Genomic DNA, 22,617 nt, shown 5'->3' on the forward strand with positions numbered 1-22,617 from the left:
GACCTCAATCCCGACCCGCTGGTCGATGGCGAGGGCGACTCCATCTGGCTCGGCCAGTACGACCCCTCGGGGCTGCTGAGTGCTGACGGTGCCGATGTGGTCCGTGGCGACTTCCAGCGCACCATCTACGTGGACGGCGTGGCCACGAAGGTCGCCAACCGTGCCATCGTGCTGCGTTTCGACGCCAGCAACTGGGACGACGAGCAATCGGTCTTCGTCTATGCGCCAGACGACCCGCGCTCCGAAGGCGATCGCGTGGTGGTCATCCAGCACTCCGTCATCTCCAACGACGAGCGTTACGACGCCATCGACGTGCGCAACGTCGAAGCCACCGTCATCGACAACGACACACCCGGCGTGCAGATCACCGAGATCAACCCCAACAACCCTGCCGAGGTGGACGGCCGCACGCTGGTGATCGAAGGCAACGGCACCACCGAACTGCAGGACGCCTTCCTGGTGCAGCTCAGCCGCGCCCCCGAGTTGGGCGACACCATTGTCATCCGCATCGACTTCGGCGCGGGTGATGACGCGGCCATCGCGCTCAGCGACGGCGGATCGGGCCGCTTCAACGCGTCCACCCGCACCATCTCGTTTGACAGCACCAACTGGAACGATGCCGTGCGCGTGAACGTGCAGGCGCTGGACGACTTCGTGGCCGAAGACCCCGAAACGGCCGTGCTCAAGTTCGTTCTCGACAACGACGTCTACAACGAAGACGATGAGCTGATATACGACGGCCAAAACGATGACGCAGATGGCGACTACGTCATCCCCAACCTGCGTTCCGGCACCGGCATCCTGGACGTGGAGGTCATTGACAACGAGACCGAAGGCGCCGTGGTGCTGGAAAGCGGCGGCAGCACGCTGGTCATCAACGACGACCCCGATGAAGCTGGCGACCAAAGCCAGGACGACACCTACACCATCCGCCTGACGCGGCCCGTCGAAGACGGCAAGACCGTGGACGTGGCCATCCTCACCGATGGCCTGGCCGACGTGGCTGACATCCTCGACGGCAACGGCGTCTCGCTCAGCCCCACGTACCAGACCATCGGTGCCATCCGCCCGAGCGAACGCTTCGCGGGCTCCATCGTGTTCGAGAACGTGGGCGGCTTCGGCACCCTCACGCGCGGCACCGGCGCCGACCTGGGCAGCTTCATTGAAGAAGGCTGGCAGGTGGGCGACCAGATCCGCATCGGCGGCGCGGGTGTGGCCTACAACGGCGACTACGTCGTCACCGCCGTGACCGATGACAGCATTACCCTCAGTGCGGCCCTGTCCGTGGGTACGGAGACCGAGGTGCAGGACACGGTCAGCCTGTCGGTGCTGGCGCCCGAAGGGGTGTGGAAAGGGCAGGTCGAAGTCGAGGAAAATGAGTACGACGAGTTCTTGGGGGTGCAGGTGGACCGCTTGTTCCGCACATCCGCCACGGGCGACGTGCAGGGCTGGCTGGCCGAAGGCTTCCTGGAAGGCCAGCGCGTGCGGGTGTTTGAGCTGGACAACAACGGAGAGCGCACCGGCAACCACGCCGACTTCAAGATCGCCATCATTCGCGGCGACAACGACACCAAGGACGACCGCCTGCAGTTCACCCTGGAAAACGGTGGTGCCTTGCCCGGCTGGCTCACCGGCACGCTTGACGTCGAAGTCAACCGCATCGCCAAGATCATCACCTTCAACAGCATTGAAAGTGACCCCAGCGCCTGGCATCAGCAGCACACCGTGGTGCTGGAGGCCGACCCGTACTTCGAGGTGCCCACCGTGCGCGAAGGCGTCAAGGCCTTCCCCGTGTCGGGCCACTACCTGGCCAACCTGCGCGGCCCGCTGGCCGTGGAAGGCGGGCCCACCGGGGCCGACCGCTCGCTGACCAACGGTGTCAAGCTGCCTGGCGAAGCCGACGGCTTCCTCATCGCCATCGGTACGCAGGCGCCCGAAAGCCAGCAGATCGACGTGCTCAACATCTTCAATGACACGAGCAAGGCCAACGGCACCGGCGTGATGACCCAGACCACGCTCACCGGCTTCAACATGGCCGACGAGCTGGACTTCTCCGAACTCGTCTATGGCGTCAGCCAGGAAGACGCCGACACCTTCGGCGAAAGCCTGGTGGTGCCCGGTGGCATCAGCTTTGGCAAGGTCAACTTCGGTGCTGGCGGCTTCGACACCAACCTCCAGCAGTCCACCATCGAGGTCGTTAACCTCATGCTGGGCGAGGGCAACGACCAGCTCACCATCAACAGCACCCTCCAGCCCGCGCCCTTCGTGCAGGCGCAGAACGTGTTCACCTTCCAGGCCGCGCCTTATGTGGCCAAACCAGGCGCCCCCGAGGTGGGCGACGGCACCATCCGCCGCGACGGCTTCGACTGGAAGGCCCAGGGCTTCCTGGTCGGCCAACTCATCGAGATCGACGACCCTGCCTACGCCGGCATGCAATGGCGCGTGGTGGCCATTGAAGATGCCATCGAATATTTCGAGGCGGATGGTGTCACCCCCATCATCAACCCCGACACCGGCCTGCCTTACCGCGACCCCAACGACAACTCCATCCTGGTGGTGGAAAACGCCAACGGTGTCGATTTGCCGGCACTCACTGGCGAGCACAAGATCATCGCCATCGACCGGCTCGTCATGCTGCTGGGTGAAGAGGTTGACGTTGCTGGCAGCGCCACGGGCGGCACGCTCACCAAGAGCGGCAGTACTTGGGAAAGCGAAGGCTTCCTGGAAGGCCACCTCGTCACCCTGCGCAGCAATGGCGGCGACCAGCAGTACCGCGTGCTGTCCTTCACCGAAGACGGCTTGGGCATGGTGCTCGAAGGCCTGGCCATGACCAGCGGTACCGTCACCTACAACGCCATCTTTGTTCAGGGCCCGCACGGCGGCCTCACCGTCACGCACGGCGGCGGCAACCGCTGGATCGAGACCAACGGCAGCTTCGACGTGGGCACCACCACCCAGGTCAACGGCTCGTCCACCGGTGCCGTCTCGCTCACCCGCACCGACGGCCGCAGCTTCACCGAAGACCGTTACCAGGTCGGCCAGTACCTGCAACTGGGCGATGGCCCGCACACCTACCGCATCGCCGAAATCCGCAATGCGCAGTGGGTCGCCAACGACGGTGACCAACCCTTCGCCGCCTGGGGCACGGCTTCCATGCTGGTGCTGGTGCCGACGCAAGGCGATCCGCTGGCCACGGGTGACGACGTGGCGCTGCACATCCATGTGACCGAGGCGCTGCGCACCGAGGTCAGCGAGCAGGTCACCGTCCAGCTCACCGACTTCAACGCTGACCCGCTGATCGACGACCTGCACACCACCGTCACCCGCAGTGGCGGCACCTGGGAGGCCGAGGGCTTCTACGTTGGTCAGGTCATCTACATTGAAGGCTACGCGGGCGGCTTCACCATCACCGGCTTCCGCGACAGTGGCACCACGGCAGTGCTGGGCAACGCCGCTCTCAGTGACTGCGGCTGCCACGGTCCCACCGATCTCACCATCTTCGGCTACGACATCACCCGCGACGGCAGCAAGCGCGTCGGCGGCGACCACTTCATCGTCAACGGTGGCGCCGGGCCCGACAGCCCGCTCGTCATCTACGGCGACACCAGCCAGGACGGCGTGTGGTACAGCGGCCGCCCGCAAGACCGGCTGGGCCTGGAGTTCGGCGAAAAACCGTTCGACCCCTTCCCGCAACTGCCCGACGAGGACAACGAGGACGACGAGTGGATCTTCCCCGTGGCCAACCCCTACAAGCTGGCGGGCCACGACGTCATCGACGCCAGCGCGCTCTTCAACAACGGCGCCACGGTCGGCATCACGGCCTACGGCGGTGCGGGCAACGACTTCATCATCGGCAGCCAGAACGGCGACCACCTGGCTGGCGGCTCGGGCGACGACACCATCCTCGGCCAGCTCGGCACCGACCACATCTATGGCGACAGCGGCGTCAACGTCAACATCCTCACGCGCGCCCTGCAGATTACCACGGTGGACAACAGCCCCGGCCCGTCCGTGGACAAGAACATTGCCAAGGCCGACAGCACCTTCAAGCCCGTGGCCTCGCCCGTGCGCGACGACCTGCAGGCCGGGCGCGACACCCTCGACGGCAACGGCAGCGGCAACGCCGACGTGCAGAACATCGTCTTCGGCGACCACGGCGAGGTGGTGCAGGCGGTGGAAGACCCCAACCTGCCGCCCGTGCTGCTGCAAAAGATCCAGACCACCGAGCTGGCGTCCATCATTGCCATCAACTCTGTGGAGCTGCAAAACGGCGGCGACGACACCGTCTTTGGCACCGACACCGACGACATCCTCATTGGCGGTGCGGGCCACGACATGATCGACGGCCGCCAGGGCGACGACCTGATCTTTGGCGACAACGTGCGGCTCACCCGCATGGGTGGCGCCTACGACAACAGCCTGATCGACGACATTGCCAGCCTGCGCTTCCAGACGCTGTATGGCAGCCTGCTTTACAGCCGCACCGACCGTCAGGCTGAGAGCATGGCTGGTGGCTACGTGCCGCCGGGGGGCACCGATGTCGGCATCACCCAGTACACCAGTGGCGTTCTTCTCACCGACGGCATCGCCCGTGCCTACCGCGACCCGAATGGACCGCAATGGTGGGCCGAGTACAAGATCGACTACGCCGACCTGCACACCTTCTCCATGGACCAGGGCGACACCGGGGTGGGCAGCTTCGGCAACGACTACATCGCCGGTGGCGCCGGGCACGACCAGATCTTCGGCCAGCTTGGGCATGACGTCATCCAGGGCGACGGCTCCATCGCCAGCGCTGTGGCGGCCACGGCCCACGTGGGGGCGGCCCGGGCGGGCGGCGATGCCAATGACCCGATTGGCGCGCTCAAGGTGGTGGCCAGCTTCGACAACCCGCAAACCAGCACCAACGGGCAGAACCACGACGGCCAAGACTACATCGAAGGCGGTGGCGGCTGCGACGTCATCTTCGGCAACCTGGGCCAGGACGACCTGGTGGGCGGCTCCTCCAGCTTCTTCAGCCTCACCAGCGCCGACAGCCGACCCGACGACGACGACATCATCTTCGGCGGTTCGGGCACGCAGATCTCGCGCAACAACGCGAAGAACGCCGATGGGTCCTTGTCTGACACGCTGGCCGAGTCCTCGCGCCATGCCGAAGACGCCGACACCATCGTCGGCGACAACGGCAATATCGTGCGCATTGTGGGCATCAACGGGGTGGACGTGAATCCGCGCCCCGACCTCAGCCCGCTGGCCCAGAACTACGTCACCTTCAACTACGACGTCTACGCGGGCCAGAAGATCGTGGTCCGCGGCGTCAGCCTGCTCGACTACACCCCGGGCGGCCCCGACTTCGTCCCGGCGGACTTCTACCTGCCCACCGGTGAGCCCGGCGAGGTGCTGCCCAACGACACCATGCGCAAGGAATTCGGCCTCTATGCCCGCCACGACATCGGCGGCCACGACGAGGTGCACGGCGAAACCGGTGACGACACCATCTATCTGGGCGGCGGGGCCGACATCGCCTTCGGCGACGCCGAGGACGACGACATCGTCGGCGGCTGGGGAGCCGACTTCATCTCCGGCGGCACTGGCGAAGACGGCGTCATCGGCGACGACGGGCGCATCTTCACCAGCCGCAACACCGCCCTTACGAACAAGGCCGAAAGCCTGTTCGGTGTGGAGGCCTTGCTTGCAAGCGACCCCGACACCCGCACCAGCCAGGGCAACGTGCTCAACGAGTTCATCTACACCCCGGGGCAGGTGCAGACCGAGACCATCAACATCGGCGGTGAACTCAAGAAGTCGGTGGACCTCACCACCTACCTGCTGGTGCCGCAAGGCGAACTGGGCACGTCCGATCCGCTCACCGTACAGCTTGACGCGCCGCTCTTCGCCGATGACATCATCTTCGGCGGCCTGGGCGACGATTTCCTGCACGGTGGGGCTGGCAACGACGCCATCAGCGGTGCCGAGGCGCTCACCGTGTCCTACACCGTGCGCTTTGGCGACGGGGTCAACACCGGCCAGCTCGAACAGCAGGCCACCCCCGTGGCGGGCCTGGTGCGCATCGACTACACCCGGCCCTGGAACCCCGGCAACATCCTCTACTTCGGCGACGACACCAACCCATGGAACTCACCCAAACCCATCGTGCCGCGTCTCGGTGAATTCTTCCTCTACGACGAATACGACCCGCGCCGCACCATCCTCTTCCACCCCGACGGCACCGTGTGGGACGAGAACAACCCGCTGCCCCAGGGTGGCCAGCTCACCGACCTGCGGCAGTACTTCCTCAACTTCGCCGAGGACGAAGGCGTCAAGATCGGTGGCTACACCCAGTTCAACCCGAACGGTACGCCGGTCACCACGTCTTGGCAGCTGCGCGAAAGCGACGGCAAAGACGCCATCTTCGGCGACCTGGGCAACGACTGGATCGTGGGCGGCACGGGCCGCGACCACCTCTACGGCGGCTGGGGCAACGACCTGCTCAACGCCGACGACGTCATGGGCGGGCGCAACGTCTTCGTCGATGCGAATGGCGTGCGCACCTACAGCAAGACCTACGACACCAGCAAGGCCCTCAACGACGTGCCCGACAGCCACGTCGCATACGAGGACCGTGCCTTCGGCGGCGCTGGGCTGGATGTCCTCGTCGGCAACACCGGTGGCGACCGCCTCATTGACTGGGTGGGTGAATTCAACAGCTACATCGTGCCTTTCGCGCCCTTTGGCATCGCCACGGTCAGCCGCCAGGTGCCGCCGCAGCTGTTCGACTTCCTCTACGCCCAGGCCCACAGCGACGGTGCCGACATCACCCGAACCGCCGACACCGGCGAATCCAACGGCACCGACCGCTACAGCAATGTCAATAAGCTGATGGGCGGTGTGAACAGCGAGATCGGGCTCATCACCCAGCAGGACCACGGCTACTGGCAAGACCAAACCGGCGGCCCCACCGACCCGCAGCCCGGCAACATCCCCGGCGGCCGGCGCGACGTGTTGCGCACCTCCGACTTCAACGACGGCACCACCGGCGGCTTCGCCCCCGATTCCGGTACCTTCAGCGTCAGCAGCGGCAAGCTCAAGGCGTCCGCAGCCAACGGCAGCGATCAGGCCGTGGCCGTGTACTACCTCGACAGCTACCTGCCGACGTACTACGAGATCAGCGCCGTCATCACCGCCGACAAGCCCACCGGCACCTGGAAGGCCAATGCCTACGTCATCTTCGACTACCAGTCGCCCACCGACTTCAAGTACGCCGGCATCAACATCTCCACCAACAAGATCGAGATGGGCTACCGCGATGCCAGCGGCTGGCACCAGGTGGTGCAGTCCAACAAGCCCGTGCAGCTCAAGCCCGGCACCAACTACCAGATGCTGGTGGCCGTCAACGGCACCAACGTGACGGTGTCGGTGGCGGGCGTCAACTGGTTCACCTACACCTTCGCGCCGCGCATCGTCGACGGCGAGGCGGTGCCGCTCAACCAGGGCATGGTTGGCTTTGCGCTGGACGGTGCCAAGGGCACGGTGGACAACTTCACCGTGCAGGTGCTGCCGCCCGACCTGTCGCTGGACTACGTCAACACCTTCACCGGCAGCACGTCGCCCCAGATCTTCGAGCCGGCCACCGGCACCTGGTCGCTGGTCAGCGACCGCTACAACGGCACCGCCGCGACCGGTAGCACCGCCCTCAGCCTGGCCGACCTGGGCCAGCCTCTGTCGGTGGACGCGTACCTGGAACTGGAGGCCAAGGTGCGCACCGGCGCCATCGGGGGCATCGCGTTCGACGTCTATGGCAACAACGACTTCAAGTTCGTCGCCCTGGACGACGCGAACGACCGCGTCATCGTTGGACATGTGTCGCCCGAAGACGGTCTGCGCATCGACAAGACCTACGCCCGCACCTTGAGCGCCGGCACCGACTACGCGCTCAAGCTCGTGTTCAACGGTGCGTCGGCCAGCATCTACGTGGGCGGTGCATTCGTCGGCACCCACAGCTTCAACTCCGCCCTGGTGGACGGGCAGTTCGGCCTCATGGTTCAGAACGGCAGTGCCTCGTTCGACGACTTCCGCGTCCGCACCAACGACCCGGCCTTCGAAGGCTACGTGCCCGGCGCTTCGCTGGTGTCGGCACAGGGCGAGGCCGAGCATGCCAAGGGCCAGCGCGTCACCCAGGAACAGGCCGAGGCCCTGCTGCAAGAAGCGCTGCGCCGCCTCAGCCTGACCGAAGACCCGGCGCTGCTCGCGGCCTTGGCCGACGTCACCGTGCGCATCGACGACCTGGCCGGTGCCGAACTGGGCCGCTACGAAGACGGTGTCATCACCATCGACGTGAACGCTGCCGGCCACGGCTGGTTCGTGGACCACACCCCGGGCGACGACCGTGAGTTCGGCACCGATGGCCAGGCCACCGAAGGCGCGGCGACCACGCGCATGGACCTGCTCTCGGTGCTGGCGCACGAGTTGGGCCACGGTCTGGGGCTGGACCACGAGGACGGTGGCTGGATGGACGACACCTTGGCCACCGGCTCGCGCACCATGCTGCTGGACGACGGCGCACCGGCCCCGGCAGCGGGGCAGCCGGCCATGGCCGCGGCCGTGTCCACCTTCGGCGCCCCGGTGTTCGACATGCCCCTGCCGCCCACGCCGGCTCCGGCGGCCGAGGCGGTGGGGCTGCGCATCCTGTGGGACCAGCAAGCGCCCTCGGCGCACGTGGTGCCGCCGGCCGCCCGGGCCGCCTGGGTCAGCGACTTTGTGCAACACCTGGGGCAGAGCGAGTCTGCTCGCAACCCCAACGCCAGCTTGCGGGTGCAGTTGCCCGTGACGGTGGAGGCCGCACCGTCGGCCCGCGTGCTCTGAACCGGGCGCAGGGCTTGCGGCCCGTGTGCTGCCCCGCAGGGGGCGGTGCACGGGCCGTTTGTTTTGCGCATTTCTAGGTCATATCTACGTTGCGCCCTCTTAGCATGGTTCAGACGGGAGGACTCGTCAGCGAAGTCAGCCTGCCATGTGTCCGCAACAACCCAGGAAAGGTTCGTCATGAGCACGCAAATGTTGATCTATGAAACCGCATTTCCCGTGTCGGCCCGTCGCCACGCCAATTGGTGTGTGGAGGCCGGGGGCGACTACGCCTTCAGTCGCAAGGTGAATTCGGTGCCCCTGATGGCGGTGGAATTCCCACCCGCGGCCAGCGAGTACGCGATTGTTTTCGCTGGCGCTGGCGAGAGCATCATGCCGGTCGTCATCCTGGGCATGCGCGGCAACGAAAATGTTTACCTCGATGCCGAGGGCGGCTGGAAGGGCAAATACATCCCCGCCTTCATCCGCCGCTACCCCTTCATTTTTTCCAGCGACAGCGACGGCAAGACCCTGACGCTGTGCATCGATGAAGCCTTCAAAGGCTTCAATCAGGCCGGGCGGGGCGAACGCCTGTTCAACGAGGAGGGCCAGCCGACCCCCTACGTCGACAACGTCCTCAAATTCCTGCAGAACTACCAGGTGCAGTTCCAGCGCACCCAGGCCTTCTGCCGCAAGCTCAAGGAATTGGATCTGCTCGAGTCCATGCAAGCTTCTGTCACCCTGCCTGGAGGGGAGAAACTCGCCCTCACCGGGTTCATGGCCGTCGATCGCAAGCGCCTCAAGGCCTTGTCGGGCGAGGCCCTGAGCGACTTGGTGCGCACCGACGAGATGGAGTTGATCTACCTCCACCTGGAGTCCATCCGCAACTTTTCCAGCGTGCGCGAACGGTTGGTGGTCATCCCAGGGGGCAACGCCGACACGGCGCCTGCGGCGAGTGCGGAGGTGGCCGCTGCAAAAAAGTCCGGGCAGCAGGCCGCGGCCTGAACGGCCACGCCCAACCCGTGCGCCGCGGACCCGCCTGAGGCGGCGGGCGCGACGCAGCTCCAGGCTTTTTTGCGCCTAGCTGCCGATGTCAAACACCGCCTCCATCCACTCCCTGGTCCAAGAGGACCGCAGCCGGGCCGAGTCCGCGGCTTGGGCGCATTTCACCGCGCCCACCCACGCCGGGGACTTCACCAACAGCTGGCTGGGCATCCTCTGCGCGCAAATCCACCTGGCGCAAGGGGCCTTGCTCTTGTTGCGTGCCACGGATGGGGCGGACGATGGCAGCTACCTGGCCGCCGCGGTGTGGCCCGATGCGTCCAGGCCTATGCAGTACCTGGTGCCGGCCGCCACCAAAGCCCTGCGGGACCAGGCGGGCACCGTGGTGGCCCAGGACGGTGTTTCGCCGCCGAACCGGGGGCAGGCGGTGCACATCGCGTACCCGATCGAGGTGTCGGGCGTGCTATTCGGCGCGGTGGTGGTGCACCTGTCCCCTTGTGCCGATGCCGAACTGCAGCAGGCCCTGCGCCTGGTCCACTGGGGCACCGCCTGGCTGGTGGACCACTTCCGCCAACAGCAGCAGGCCTTGCAGCAACAGCGTTTCGACCGGTTGACCCTCGTCGCCGATGCCCTGGCCACCGCCATGGAGGCACCGTTGCTGGCGCATTCGGCCACCGCCGTGGTCAACATGCTGGCCTCCCGTCTGCAGTGCGACCGGGTCAGCCTCGGGCTGGACCGGGACGGCGAGGCCGAAGTGCTCGTCATTTCCCACACCGCCACCTTCGACCGCCGCACCAACCTTGTTCGCCTGCTGGGCGATGCCATGGACGAGGTGCTGGACCTCGACCTGACCATGGTCTACCCGCCCCCCGATGGCGACGAACTCGGCCTGCTGGCCCATGCCGCGCTGGCGCGTGAGGCGCAGGTCGCGGCCATTTGCTCCGTGCCGTTGGTGAGCGAGGGGCAAGCGCTGGGGGTTGTCACGTTCGAGCGCACCGCCGGCCCCCCCTTCGATGCCGCCGCCACCGACGTGTGCCGGGCGCTGGGGTTGGCCCTCGGGCCGGTGGTGGCGCTCAAACAGTCCAGCGAAAGAAGCGTGGTCCAACGCCTGATCGAGCGTGGGCAGGAGGCCCAGCGCGTTTTGTTTGGGCCGCGCCATCCGGGGGCCAAGCTGATCGCGCTGTCCTTGTGCCTGGTATTGCTGGTGTTCAGCGTGGTGTCGGGGGACTACCGGGTGTCCGCCCGCACGGTGGTGGAGGGTGCGGTGCAGCGTGCCGCCGTGGCGCCTTTCAACGGCTACGTCGTGGAAAGCCTGGTCCGCGCCGGCGACACGGTCCGCCGCGGGCAGGTGCTGGCCCGGCTGGACGACAAAGACTTGCTGCTGGAGCAGACCCGCTGGTCTGCCGAGCTGCAACAACTGCAGGGCAAGCAGCGCCAGGCCATGGCGGTGCAGGACCGCGCGGCCTGGATGCAGGCCCAGGCCCAGGCCCAGCAGGCCCGGGCCCAGCTCTCCCTGGTCCAGGGACGGCTGGAGCGGGCCAGCCTGACTGCACCGTTCGATGGCATCGTCGTCTCCGGCGATCTCAGCCAGTTGCTGGGCACCCCGGTCGAGCAGGGCAAGGTCTTGTTCGAGGTGGCGCCGCTGGACGCCTACCGCGTCATCCTGGAGGTGGACGAGCGCGACATCGCCGACCTGAGTCCCGGGCAACGCGGCGATATGGTGCTCTCCGGTTTGCCTGGGCAGGCCCTGCCGTTCACCGTCAAGCAGATCACCCCGGTCACTTCGACACAGGACGGACGCAACCTTTTTCGGGTGGAGGCCCAGGTGGACGCCGCTTCCGACCGCTTGCGTCCCGGCATGGAGGGGGTGGGCAAGGTCGGTGTCGGCGAACGGCGCCTGATCTGGATCTGGACCCACGGCCTGATGGACTGGCTGCGCCTGGCCTTCTGGAACTGGATGCCATGAGCCACCAGGCCCCGGTCACGAGCAATGCCTGGCACCGGGTGGCCGGCTTGAAGCCCCGCCTGCGTTCGCAAGCCCGTTTGTACCGGCACCGCTACCGCGACGAGGTCTGGTACCTGCTGCAAGACCCCGCCACGGGTCGCGTCCACCGCTTCACCCCGGCGGCCCGCCTGCTGATCGCGGCCATGGACGGGCGCCGCACCGTCGACCAGTTGTGGGAGCTAGCCAACCGCCATCTGGACGATGAGGCCCCCACCCAGGACGAGGTGATTCAACTCCTGGGCCAATTGCACGCGGCCGATCTGCTGCAAAGCAACGCCACGCCCGACGCCGCCGAGTTGTTCCAGCGCGGTGAGCGCGAGAGCAAAACCCGGCGTCGCCGGTCTTGGAGCAACCCCATGGCCTTGCGCCTGCCGCTGTGGGACCCCGATGTCTTCTTGGAGCGCACCCGGGCCCTGGCCGGTCCGCTCTGGGGGCGTTGGGGGGCCCTGTTGTGGGTGGCGGTGGTGTTGCCGGCCCTGCTCCTGTTGCCGGCGCATTGGACCGCGCTCACCCACAATTTCAGCGACCGTGTGCTCGCCGTGGACAACCTCCTGCTGTTGTGGCTGGTGTTTCCCGCCCTCAAGGCCCTCCACGAACTGGGGCATGCCTACGCCACCAAGGTGGGGGGCGGCGAGGTGCACGACATGGGGCTCATGTTCCTGGTGCTGATGCCCGTTCCCTATGTGGAAGCCTCGGCGGCCACGGTGTTCCGGTCCAAGACCCAGCGGGCCGTGGTGGGGGCCGCCGGCATGCTGGTGGAATTGTTCGTGGCCGCCCTGGCGTTTTACCTCTGGCTCCTGGTCGAACCGGGCGTGTGGCGGGCCATCCTGTTCAACGTGATGCTGGTGGCGGGCGTGTCCACCCTGGTCTTCAACGGCAATCCCTTGTTGCGCTACGACGCTTACTACATCCTGGTGGACCTGATCGAGATGCCCAACCTGGCCCAGCGTTCCCTGCGGTATTGGGCCTACGTGTTCGAGCGCCATGTGTTGCGCCTGTCCGATGTCGAACCGCCGGTGCATGCCGCTGGCGAGCGGGTTTGGCTGCTCTTTTACGGTGTGGCGTCCACGGTGTACCGGATCGTCATCACCGTCGCGATCGCGTTGTTCATCGCGGGCGAATTTTTCTTCATTGGGGTGTTGCTGGCCTTCTGGGCCGTGTTCAGCATGGCTGGGTTGCCGCTGTTCAAGGGCCTGCGCTACCTGTTCACCAGCCCCCGTCTGGGGGGACAGCGCCGGCACGGCCTGACCCTGGTGGGGGGTGTGCTGGCCACCTTTTTGCTGTTCGTGTTGCTGGTGCCCGTGCCGTTCCGCTCTCAGGCCGAAGGCGTCGTCTGGCTGCCCGACGAGGCGGTGGTCCGTGCCGGCGGCAACGGTTTCGTCGAAACCTTGCTCGCCGAGCCCGGTGCGCGCGTGTCGGCGGGCGCGCCTTTGTTGCGTTTGCATGACCCGGCGCTGGACGCCGAGGTGGCCCTGGCCGAGGCCCGTCTGGCAGAAGCCGAGGCCAATTACCACGCCCAGTTCGCGATCGACCCTGGCCAGGCGGCGGTGCTGCGCGAGCGCGTCTGGGCCGAACAGGCGGCCCTGGCCCGGGAGCGGGAGCGCGCCGCGGCCATGCTCGTGCTGTCCCGCGGGCAGGGCACTTTTCACCTGCCGCGGGCCCAGGATGCCCCCGGGCGCTACTACCGCAAGGGCGAAATCGTGGGCTACGTGACCGACCGCCCGCCCGACGTGGCTCGGGTCGTTGTCACCCAGGCCGAGGTCGACGTGGTGCGCCAAGCCACCCGCCATGTCGAGGTGCGGCTCGCGCATGGCCTGGCCCAGGTCATCGAGGGCCGCCTGGTGCGCGAGGTGCCCGCCGGCGATCAGCGCCTGCCCAGTCCAGCCTTGTCGGTGACGGGGGGAGGGCGCATCACCGTCGACCCGAAGGACCCCCAGGGCACCAAGACCCTGGAGCGCCTGTTCCAGTTCGACGTGCAGCTCGACCACCCGCAACGCCTTTACCTCTTTGGCCAGCGTGTGCACGTCCGTTTTGAGCACGATTGGGAGCCGCTGGCCGTCCAGTGGTTCCGCACGGTCCGGCGGGTCTTCCTGTCGCATTTCCATGTCTAGAGCCTTGTCCCATTCCAGCCGGGTGGATCGGGTCCTGCGCCCCTTCCCCGAACGGGCCGAGGCCGTGCCCGGCTGGCACGACCGCCTGGCCCAGTCTCTCTATGCCCACGCCGTGGCCCCGTGGCCGGCCCTGGTGCGCCAGGGCTCGGGGTGCTACCGCGACATCCTGCACACGGTGCGCGAGCACGAAGCCGGGCTGCACAGCCTCAGCGATGCCGAATTGCAGCAACGCCTGCAAGATCTGCGGCCCCAACTGCGCCGCCAGGGCCATGCGCTGCAGCCCGTGGGGGCCTGCTTCGCCGTGTTGCGGGAGGCCTCGCACCGCCTCTTGGGGCGCCGGCATTTCGACACCCAGCTGATGGGGGCCTGGGCCTTGTTGCAGGGGCGGTTGGTGGAGATGGCCACCGGCGAGGGCAAGACCCTCACCGCGGCGCTGGCGGCCTGCACCGCGGCGCTGGCCGGCCAGCCGGTGCACGTCGTCACCGTCAACGACTACCTGGCCCACCGCGATGCCGAGGAAATGGCCCCGCTCTACCGTTTCGCCGGCCTCAGCGTGGGTTGCGTGGTGCAGGGCATGTCGCCCCAGGCCCGCCGCGAAGCCTACGCCCAGCCACTGACCTACTGCACCAACAAGGAGCTGGCCTTCGATTACCTGCGCGACCGCGTCGCCCTGGGCGATCGGGAGGGCAGCCTGCACCTGGCCCTGGAAAAGATCGGTGGCGCTGCCCAGCAGCGGTCACTGGTGCTGCGCGGTCTGCATTTCGCCATCGTGGACGAGGCCGACAGCGTGTTCATCGACGAGGCCCGCACGCCCCTGATCCTGTCGGCCAGCGGCCCGCAGGGTGAAACCGCCGACAACTGCCGACGTGCGCTCGAATTGGCCGAACTGCTGGAGCTCCACGAGGATTTCCGGCTGGATGCCCGCACCCGCCAGGTTCGGCTGTGTCCCCAGGCCATCGACAAGGTCGACGCTTTCGCCGAACCGCTGGGCGGGGTGTGGACCTCCCGGCGCGGCCGGGAGGAGCTGGTGCGCCAAGCCTTGAGTGCCCTCCACCTGTTTCACCGCGACGAGCATTACGTCGTGGCCGACGGCAAGGTGCAGATCGTGGACGAATCGACGGGGCGCATCCTGCCCGACCGGAGTTGGGAGCGTGGCCTGCACCAGATGATCGAAACCAAGGAGGGTTGCGAGCCCACCAGCGAACGCAAGACCCTGGCGCGCATCACCTACCAGCGTCTGTTCCAGCGCTACCTGTTGCTCAGTGGCATGAGCGGAACTGCCCGGGAGGTGGCCCCCGAAATTCGGACCGTGTACGGCCTGGACGTGGCCGTCATCCCCTTGCACCGGCCTTTGGCCCGCAGGCACGAAGCCCCGCGTCTGTTTGCCACCCCGGCCGACAAGTGGCAGGCCGTGGCCGATGCGGCCGCCGGCCTGGCACAGCAACAGGGCCGGCCCGTCCTCATCGGCACGCGTTCGGTCAAGGCCTCGGAAACCATCAGCGCGGTGCTGACGGCGCGCGGTCTGCCGCATGCCTTGCTCAACGCCAAACAAGACCAGTTCGAGGCCGCCGTGATCGCCCTGGCTGGGCAGGCCGGGCGCATCACCGTCGCCACCAACATGGCCGGCCGCGGCACCGACATCCGCCTGAGCCCCGACACCTTGTCGCCTGGCGGCCTGCACGTCATCTTGACGGAGTACCACGAATCCGCGCGCATCGACCGCCAGTTGTATGGCCGTTGCGGCCGGCAGGGCGACCCCGGCAGTTGTTCGGTCTTCGTGTCACTGGAAGATGAAATTTTTTCCCTCCATACACCCTGGGCCCGCGCTTGGGTGGACACTTGGCTGCGGCAGGGGCGTGCCTTGCCCGCCTGGGCCATTGACGGCCTGCGACGGCTGGCGCAATGGCAGGCGGAACGCAAAAATGTCGGCATCCGCCGCCAGAACCTGAAGGTGGATCGGCAGCTCGACCAAGTGCTTTCGTTTTCCGGGAGACAACCATGAACGTGAACCGCTGTTTTCTCGCCGGTCTGACCGTGCTGGCCTGGCCGGGCGGGGTGGGGGCGGCCCCTTTCGAGTGCTTGCTGGAGCCGGCGCAAACCGTCGAAATCCGCAGCGCGGTCGAGGGGCTGGTGCGCCGCATCCACGTCCAGCGTGGGGACGATGTGCGCGCCGGCCAGGTGCTCGTCGAATTGGATGCCTCGGTCGAGCGTTCGTCCGCGGCTGTCGCCCAATACCGTGCGCAGGCCGAGGGCCGCATTGCCGCTTCCCGAAATCGCATGCAGTACGCCCAGCGCAAGACGCAGCGCTCCAACGAACTGCACCAGCAGAGTTTCATTTCTGCCCAGGCCCGGGACGAAGCCGAAACCGAGCACAACCTGGCCGAATCCGAACTGAAAGAGGCGATGGAGAACCGGGAGTTGGCCCGCTTGGAGTACCAGCGCGCCGTCGACCAGTTGAACCAGAAGACCTTGCGCAGCCCTTTCAACGGCATCGTCGTGGACCGCATGCTCAACCCGGGTGACCTGGCCGAGGCCGGCAATGGCCGCAAACCCATCCTCAAGCTGGCGCAGATCCACCCGTTGCGGGTTGAGGCCGTGTTGCCCTTGTCCACCTTTGGCAAATTGCGTCCAGGCATGGTCGGGCAGGTGACCCCGGAAGGTGGGGCGCCCCAGAAAGCCACGATCAAGGTGGTGGACCGGGTGCTCGACGCGGCCAGTGGCACCTACGGCGTGCGTCTGGAATTGCCCAATCCCCAAGGGCAGTTGCCGGGCGGCATCCGCTGCCAGGTGGAATTCTCCGAGGTGGGGGGCGGGGGTCCGGTCGCCGCGCGCGTGCGTTGAGGGCGGGGTAAAATCGCAACCCTTTTGCGGGCGCTGCCACTGGCAGTGGTCGGACCTGTGCGTGCGCCGGCGCCATCACCCCGCCGGTTCTGGCCGCTGCTCAGCCTGTAAGATCGTCCGGCAAGAGGATACCCATGTCAGCCATTTTCCCCCCGGATGAACTGGACGCGCACAGCGTGTCCTACAGCGAAGACCGCCAGATCGCCCAGTTGCGCGTGCCCCCGCACTCCATCGAGGCCGAATCCAGCGTGCTCGGTGGCCTGCTTCTCGACAACGCGGCCTGGGACCGCGTGGCCGACCTGGTCAAGGATTCGGACTGCTACCGCGCCGAACACCAGCTCATTTACGGCGCCATCGCCGCGCTGATCAACGCCAACAAGCCGGCCGATGTGATCACGGTGTTTGAGCACCTCAGCAGCCAGGGCAAGGCCGACGAGGTCGGTGGCTTGAGCTACCTCAACACCCTGGCGCAGTATGTGCCGAGTGCGGCCAACATCCGCCGCTACGCCGAGATCGTGCGCGAGCGCGCCATCCTGCGCAAGCTTATCACTGTGAGCGACGAAATCGCCACCAACGCCTTCAACCCCAAGGGCAAGGCGGTGGCCAACATCCTCGACGAAGCCGAGCAGAAGATCTTCAACATCGGCGAAGAGGGCAGCCGCATGAAGCAGGGCTTCCAGTCCATGGACTCCCTGGTGGTGGACCTGCTCGACCGGGTGCAGGAGATGGCCGACAACCCGAACGACATCACCGGCGTGCCCACCGGTTTCATCGACCTGGACCGCATGACCGCCGGCTTGCAGGGCGGCGACCTGGTCGTGCTGGCCGCGCGCCCCTCCATGGGCAAGACCGCGTTCGCCATCAACATCGCCGAACACGTTGCCCTGAACGAGGGCCTGCCGGTGGCGGTGTTCTCCATGGAAATGGGCGCCGCCCAGCTGGCGGTGCGTATCGTTGGCTCCATCGGCCGCATCAACCAGGGCCACCTGCGCACCGGCAAGCTGAGCGACGACGAATGGCCGCGCCTGACCGAAGCCATCGAACGGCTGCGCACCGTGTCGTTGCACATCGACGAAACGCCGGGCCTCACGCCCAGTGAGCTGCGTGCCAACGCCCGCCGCCTGGCGCGCCAGTGCGGCAAGCTGGGCCTGATCGTGGTGGACTACCTGCAGCTGATGAGCGGCAGCAACAGCGACGGCGAAAACCGCGCCACCGAACTGGGCGAAATTTCCCGGGGCCTGAAGATGCTGGCCAAGGAGCTGCAGTGCCCGGTGATCGCCTTGTCGCAGCTCAACCGTTCCGTGGAGCAGCGCACCGACAAACGCCCCATGATGTCGGACCTGCGCGAATCCGGCGCCATCGAGCAGGACGCGGACATTATCATGTTCATCTACCGCGACGAGTACTACACCAAGGACGCCTGCAAGGAGCCCGGCGTGGCCGAGATCATCATCGGCAAGCAGCGCAACGGCCCCACGGGCACCGTCAAGCTGGCCTTCCTCAACATGCTCACGCGTTTCGAGAGCCTGGCCGGTTACTCGGACGATTTCTGATCACCAGCCCGGCCGGATGCAGAAAAAAAATCCCGGGCTTCGTGCCCGGGATTTTTGTTGTGACAACGGGCGCGCTCAGAGCACGTCGCTGGCAAAGTCCGCCAGGCGCGAGCGTTCGCCGCGCGCCAGGGTGATGTGCCCGCCGTGCGGCCAGCCCTTGAAGCGGTCCACCGCGTAGGTCAGGCCGCTGGAGCCTTCGGTCAGGTAGGGCGTGTCGATCTGCGCCAGGTTGCCCATGCAAATGATCTTGGTGCCGGGGCCGGCGCGGGTGATCAGCGTCTTCATCTGCTTGGGCGTCAGGTTCTGCGCCTCGTCGATGATGACGTACTTGTTCATGAAGGTGCGCCCGCGCATGAAGTTCATGCTCTTGACCTTGATGCGGCTGCGCACCAGTTCGTTGGTGGCCGCGCGCCCCCATTCGCCGGCGTTGCCGCCGTCGCCCTTGGCCAGGAACTCCAGGTTGTCGTCGAGCGCGCCCATCCAGGGGCCCATTTTTTCTTCCTCGGTGCCGGGCAGAAAGCCGATGTCCTCGCCCACGCTCACGGTGGCGCGGGTCATGATGATCTCGGTGTAGCGGCGCTCGTCCAGCACCTGGGTCAGACCGGCGGCCAAGGCCATCAGGGTTTTGCCGGTGCCGGCGGTGCCGGCCAGGGTGACGAAGTCGACCTCGGGGTCGAGCAGCAGGTTGAGCGCAAAGTTCTGCTCGCGGTTGCGGCTGGTCACGCCCCACACCGCGTTTTTCAGGTGGGTGTAGTCCTTCAGGGTCTTGAGCACGGCGGTCTTGCCGCGCACCTCGGTCACGCGCGCGTACAGCGGCGGCTCGCCCGGTGCCTCAAAGTAGACAAACTGGTTGATCACCATCTGCTCGGCGATCGGCCCGCCGATGCGGTAGAAGGTGTGGCCGCCCTGTTGCCAGCTTTCGATGGTCTTGCTTTGGCGCGTCCAGAAGTCGGGCGGCAGGGGCAGGGCGCCGGTGTAGAGCAGTTCGTCGTCGTCCAGCGCCTTGTCGTTCTGGTAGTCCTCGGCGGCCAGGCCCAGGGCGCGGGCCTTGATGCGCATGTTGATGTCCTTGGACACCAGCACCACCTCGCGGCCGGGGTGTTTGTCGGTCAGGGCCTGCACCACACCCAGGATTTGGTTGTCGGCCTTGCCTTGCGGCAGGCCGGTGGGCAGGGTGTTGCTCAGCGGTTCGGTCTGGAAGAAGAGCAGGCCGCTGGCGTCCTTGTTGCCCAGGGCGGCCAGGGGCAGGCCCTGGGTCATGTCGCCGCCGTTGTGCGCGGCCAGGCTGTCCAGCGAGCGGCTGGCCTGGCGCGCGTTGCGGGCCACTTCGCTCATGCCCTTCTTGTTGCTGTCCAGTTCTTCCAACACGATCATCGGCAGGTAGATGTCGTGTTCCTCGAAACGGAACAGGCTGATCGGGTCGTGCATCAGCACGTTGGTGTCGAGCACGAACAGGCGCTTGGGCCCGCTGGCGACCGGGGCCGTTTTGCGCTTGGGCTTGGCCGCGGCTTTGGGGCGGGGCGTGGGCGGTATCCGGGCAACGGCCGGTGCGGTCACCGCGGTGGGCACGGTCGGTGCTGCACTGGCCACGACCGGCATCGCCACGGTCTTGGCGCTGCCGGCGCTGGGGGCCTTGACCGTTTTCGCCGGCCGGCGTGTGGCTGGGGGGGCGGGTGGGGCCTCGGCCACAGGGGGCGATACGGCCGCAGGTGTGCTGATGACGGCGGTCTGGGCGGCGTCGCTCAGGGCGCTGGGCTGGACGCGGGCGGCTTTGCGGTTGGGAGCGGGAGGCAGGGGGGGCATGTGCGTGAGCGGGTGTCGCGTGGGCAGGGACCAGAAAACAAAAAGCCGCCAGGGGTCACCGGGCGGCTGCTTGGATTGTGCGGGGGTGTTGCGGTTGAAAACTCAAAAGCATGAGTTCATTATGCACCACCCTCCGCGGGGTTCCGGACCTGGCGGTCAGGCGGCTTTTTTCAGCATTTTCACGGCCTTGAGCACCTCTTCGACGTGGCCGGGCACCTTGAGTCCGCGCCATTCCTGCAACAGGATGCCGTCGGGGCCGATCAGGAAGGTGCTGCGCTCGATGCCCTTGACCTTCTTGCCGTACATGATCTTGTTCTTGACCACGCCGAACATGTGGCACATCTTTTCTTCGGTGTCGGCGATCAGCTCGAAGGGCAGTTCGAGCTTGGCCTTGAAGTCGTTGTGCGAATTCATGTTGTCGCGCGACACGCCGAACACCTGGGCGCCGGCTTTTTCAAAGTCCTTGTACTTGTCGCGGAACTGCATGGCCTCGGTGGTGCAACCGGGCGTGTTGTCCTTGGGGTAAAAATACAGAATAACGGTTTGACCCTGGTGCGATTGGTTGGTGACCTTCACACCGCCGGTGGCGTTGGCTTCGAATTCAGGAATGGGTTTGTTGACAACAACGGCCATGAAGCGGATCCCCTGCGTGGTTGGTGGGCAACGTGGGCGCTCGTGGGAGCGCCCGCTGGGGCGATGCTGTGTCAATCGCCCCGGGTTGCCAGGCGGAAACTGCTATTTTACCCGCAAGCTTGAAGCAAGGCTATCCAGCTGTCGCCGGCTCGACCAGAAGGGCGACCACAACGCGCCGGCCTTCGCCGGCCAGGATGTTGTAGGTGCGGGCCGCGGCCATGGTGTCCATGGTTTCCACACCGATGCCTTTTTCAATCAGGGGGCGCAGCAGGGCGGGGGCGGGAAAGCGCAGCCGGGCACCGCTGCCGTAGATGACGAGTTCGGGGCCGTCTTCGGCCAGTCGGGCGAAGTGTTCGGCGGTGAGTTCGGCGGCGCTGGCGCAGACCCAGTCGCTGAGCCGACCCTGCGAGCTGACCACCACGCTGCGTTCGTGCCGCTGGCCGTTGACCGCCACCCAGCCGGGGCCGTGGGCGGTGATGGACAGGGTGTCCATGCGGTCGGGTTGGAGCTTCATCGTCGGGGTCCGGGAAAAGTGTGGTGAAATTATAGGTTTCACCTCAGAGCTGCCATGTTAGCCCCCTCCATTCAAAAATCCGCCAAGCTGGCCAATGTCTGTTACGACATCCGGGGGCCCGTGTTGGACAAGGCGCGAGCGATGGAGGAAGAAGGCCACAAGATCATCAAGCTCAACATCGGCAACCTGGCGGTGTTCGGGCTGGAGCCGCCGGACGAGATCTTGCAGGACATGATCCGCAACCTGCCGAACGCGGCCGGTTACACCGACAGCAAGGGCCTGTTCGCGCCGCGCAAGTCGGTGGTGCACTACACCCAGGAAAAACGCATCGCCGGCGTGACGGTGGACGACGTGTACCTCGGCAACGGCGCCAGCGAGCTGATCACCATGAGCATGAACGCCCTGCTGAACGCGGGCGACGAAATCCTGGTGCCGGCGCCCGACTACCCGCTGTGGACGGCGTCGGTGTCGCTGTCCGGTGGCACACCGGTGCACTACATGTGTGACGAAGGTGCCGGCTGGACGCCGGACATTGCCGACATCGAGCGCAAGATCACGTCCCACACCAAGGGCATCGTCATCATCAACCCCAACAACCCGACCGGTGCCCTGTACCCGGACGAGGTGTTGCGCGCGATCGTGGACCTGGCACGCAAGCACGACCTGATCGTGTTCGCAGACGAAATCTACGACAAGGTGCTGTACGACGGCCACACGCACACCTCCATCGCCTCGCTGGCCGAGGACGTGCTGTTCGTCACCTTCAACGGTCTCTCCAAGAATTACCGCAGTTGCGGCTACCGCGCCGGCTGGATGATCGTGTCGGGCGACAAGCGCCGCGCCAAGGACTACATCGAGGGCCTGAACATGCTGGCTTCGATGCGCCTGTGCGCCAACACGCCGGGGCAACTGGCCATCCAGACCGCGCTGGGTGGCTACCAGAGCATCAACGACTTGGTCGCGCCCGGAGGCCGGCTGTGCCGCCAGCGCGATCTGGCGCACAAGCTGCTGACCGACATCCCGGGCGTGACCTGCGTCAAGCCCAAGGCCGCGCTCTACATGTTCCCGCGCCTTGACCCGCAGATGTACCCCATCGCCGACGACCAGCAGTTCGCCTACGAGTTGCTGGCCGAGGAAAAGGTGTTGATCGTGCAGGGCACGGGCTTCAACTACCCGACGCCGGACCACTTCCGCCTGGTGTTCCTGCCGCACGAGGACGACCTGGCCGATGCCGTGGGCCGCATCGCCCGCTTCCTGGGGCACTACCGCAAGCGCCACGGCACCTGAGCCGCTGGCCCCACCGTTACCCGTTTTTTG

At 66.4% G+C, this 22,617-nt stretch carries 11 protein-coding genes (1 of these 11 running past the window's edge); 8 read left to right on the forward strand and 3 right to left on the reverse strand.

Annotated elements, in window-relative coordinates:
* The 7 genes from CON77_RS03440 to dnaB all read left to right on the forward strand — a co-directional run.
* Positions 1 to 8,862: the end of an LEPR-XLL domain-containing protein gene (locus CON77_RS03440; protein WP_101047744.1), read on the forward strand. 21,654 nt of this gene lie to the left of the window's left edge; 8,862 of the gene's 30,516 nt are visible here — the last part of the coding sequence; its start codon lies beyond the left edge, outside the window; the stop codon is at positions 8,860 to 8,862.
* 177 nt (positions 8,863 to 9,039) lie between these two features.
* Complete coding sequence (locus CON77_RS03445) at positions 9,040 to 9,843, forward strand: SapC family protein (RefSeq protein WP_101047745.1); 804 nt, start codon at positions 9,040 to 9,042, stop codon at positions 9,841 to 9,843.
* A gap of 85 nt (positions 9,844 to 9,928) precedes the next feature.
* Positions 9,929 to 11,806, forward strand: coding sequence for an efflux RND transporter periplasmic adaptor subunit (locus CON77_RS03450; protein ID WP_101047746.1), 1,878 nt, complete (start codon positions 9,929 to 9,931; stop codon positions 11,804 to 11,806).
* Positions 11,803 to 13,956 (forward strand): PqqD family peptide modification chaperone, encoded by a 2,154-nt coding sequence (locus CON77_RS03455; protein ID WP_101047747.1) that lies wholly within the window; start codon positions 11,803 to 11,805, stop codon positions 13,954 to 13,956. The genes CON77_RS03450 and CON77_RS03455 overlap by 4 nt, the downstream gene beginning before the upstream one ends.
* Before the next feature lie 4 nt (positions 13,957 to 13,960).
* On the forward strand, positions 13,961 to 15,958 hold the full coding sequence (locus tag CON77_RS03460; RefSeq protein WP_232788390.1) for a preprotein translocase subunit SecA: 1,998 nt from the start codon (positions 13,961 to 13,963) through the stop codon (positions 15,956 to 15,958).
* Positions 15,955 to 16,797, forward strand: coding sequence for an efflux RND transporter periplasmic adaptor subunit (locus tag CON77_RS03465; protein ID WP_157826831.1), 843 nt, complete (start codon positions 15,955 to 15,957; stop codon positions 16,795 to 16,797). Before CON77_RS03460 ends, CON77_RS03465 begins: the two co-directional genes overlap by 4 nt.
* A gap of 134 nt (positions 16,798 to 16,931) precedes the next feature.
* A complete protein-coding gene (dnaB, locus tag CON77_RS03470; protein WP_101047749.1) occupies positions 16,932 to 18,350 on the forward strand; it encodes a replicative DNA helicase in 1,419 nt (472 codons plus the stop codon).
* A 75-nt stretch (positions 18,351 to 18,425) separates the two neighbouring features.
* On the opposite strand, the gene CON77_RS03475 is transcribed toward dnaB, so the two are convergent.
* The 3 genes from CON77_RS03475 to CON77_RS03485 form a co-directional block, all read right to left on the reverse strand.
* Entirely contained in the window at positions 18,426 to 20,153 is a 1,728-nt protein-coding gene (locus CON77_RS03475; RefSeq protein ID WP_101047750.1) for a PhoH family protein, read from the reverse strand.
* 156 nt (positions 20,154 to 20,309) lie between these two features.
* Entirely contained in the window at positions 20,310 to 20,786 is a 477-nt protein-coding gene (locus CON77_RS03480) for a peroxiredoxin (RefSeq protein WP_101047751.1), read from the reverse strand.
* Positions 20,787 to 20,916: 130 nt separating this feature from the next.
* On the reverse strand, positions 20,917 to 21,300 hold the full coding sequence (locus tag CON77_RS03485; protein ID WP_101047752.1) for an Mth938-like domain-containing protein: 384 nt from the start codon (positions 21,298 to 21,300) through the stop codon (positions 20,917 to 20,919).
* Between the two features lie 54 nt (positions 21,301 to 21,354).
* Here CON77_RS03485 and CON77_RS03490 point away from each other — a divergent pair, with 54 nt between their 5' ends.
* Positions 21,355 to 22,587 carry a pyridoxal phosphate-dependent aminotransferase gene (locus CON77_RS03490; protein ID WP_101047753.1) on the forward strand — a complete coding sequence of 411 codons (1,233 nt, stop codon included), beginning with the start codon at positions 21,355 to 21,357 and terminating at the stop codon, positions 22,585 to 22,587.
* Positions 22,588 to 22,617 lie beyond the last annotated feature (30 nt).

Origin of the sequence: Macromonas nakdongensis (assembly GCF_002837145.1) — a bacterium.
In the GTDB taxonomy this organism is placed as follows: Bacteria; Pseudomonadota; Gammaproteobacteria; order Burkholderiales; family Burkholderiaceae_C; genus Macromonas_B; species Macromonas_B nakdongensis.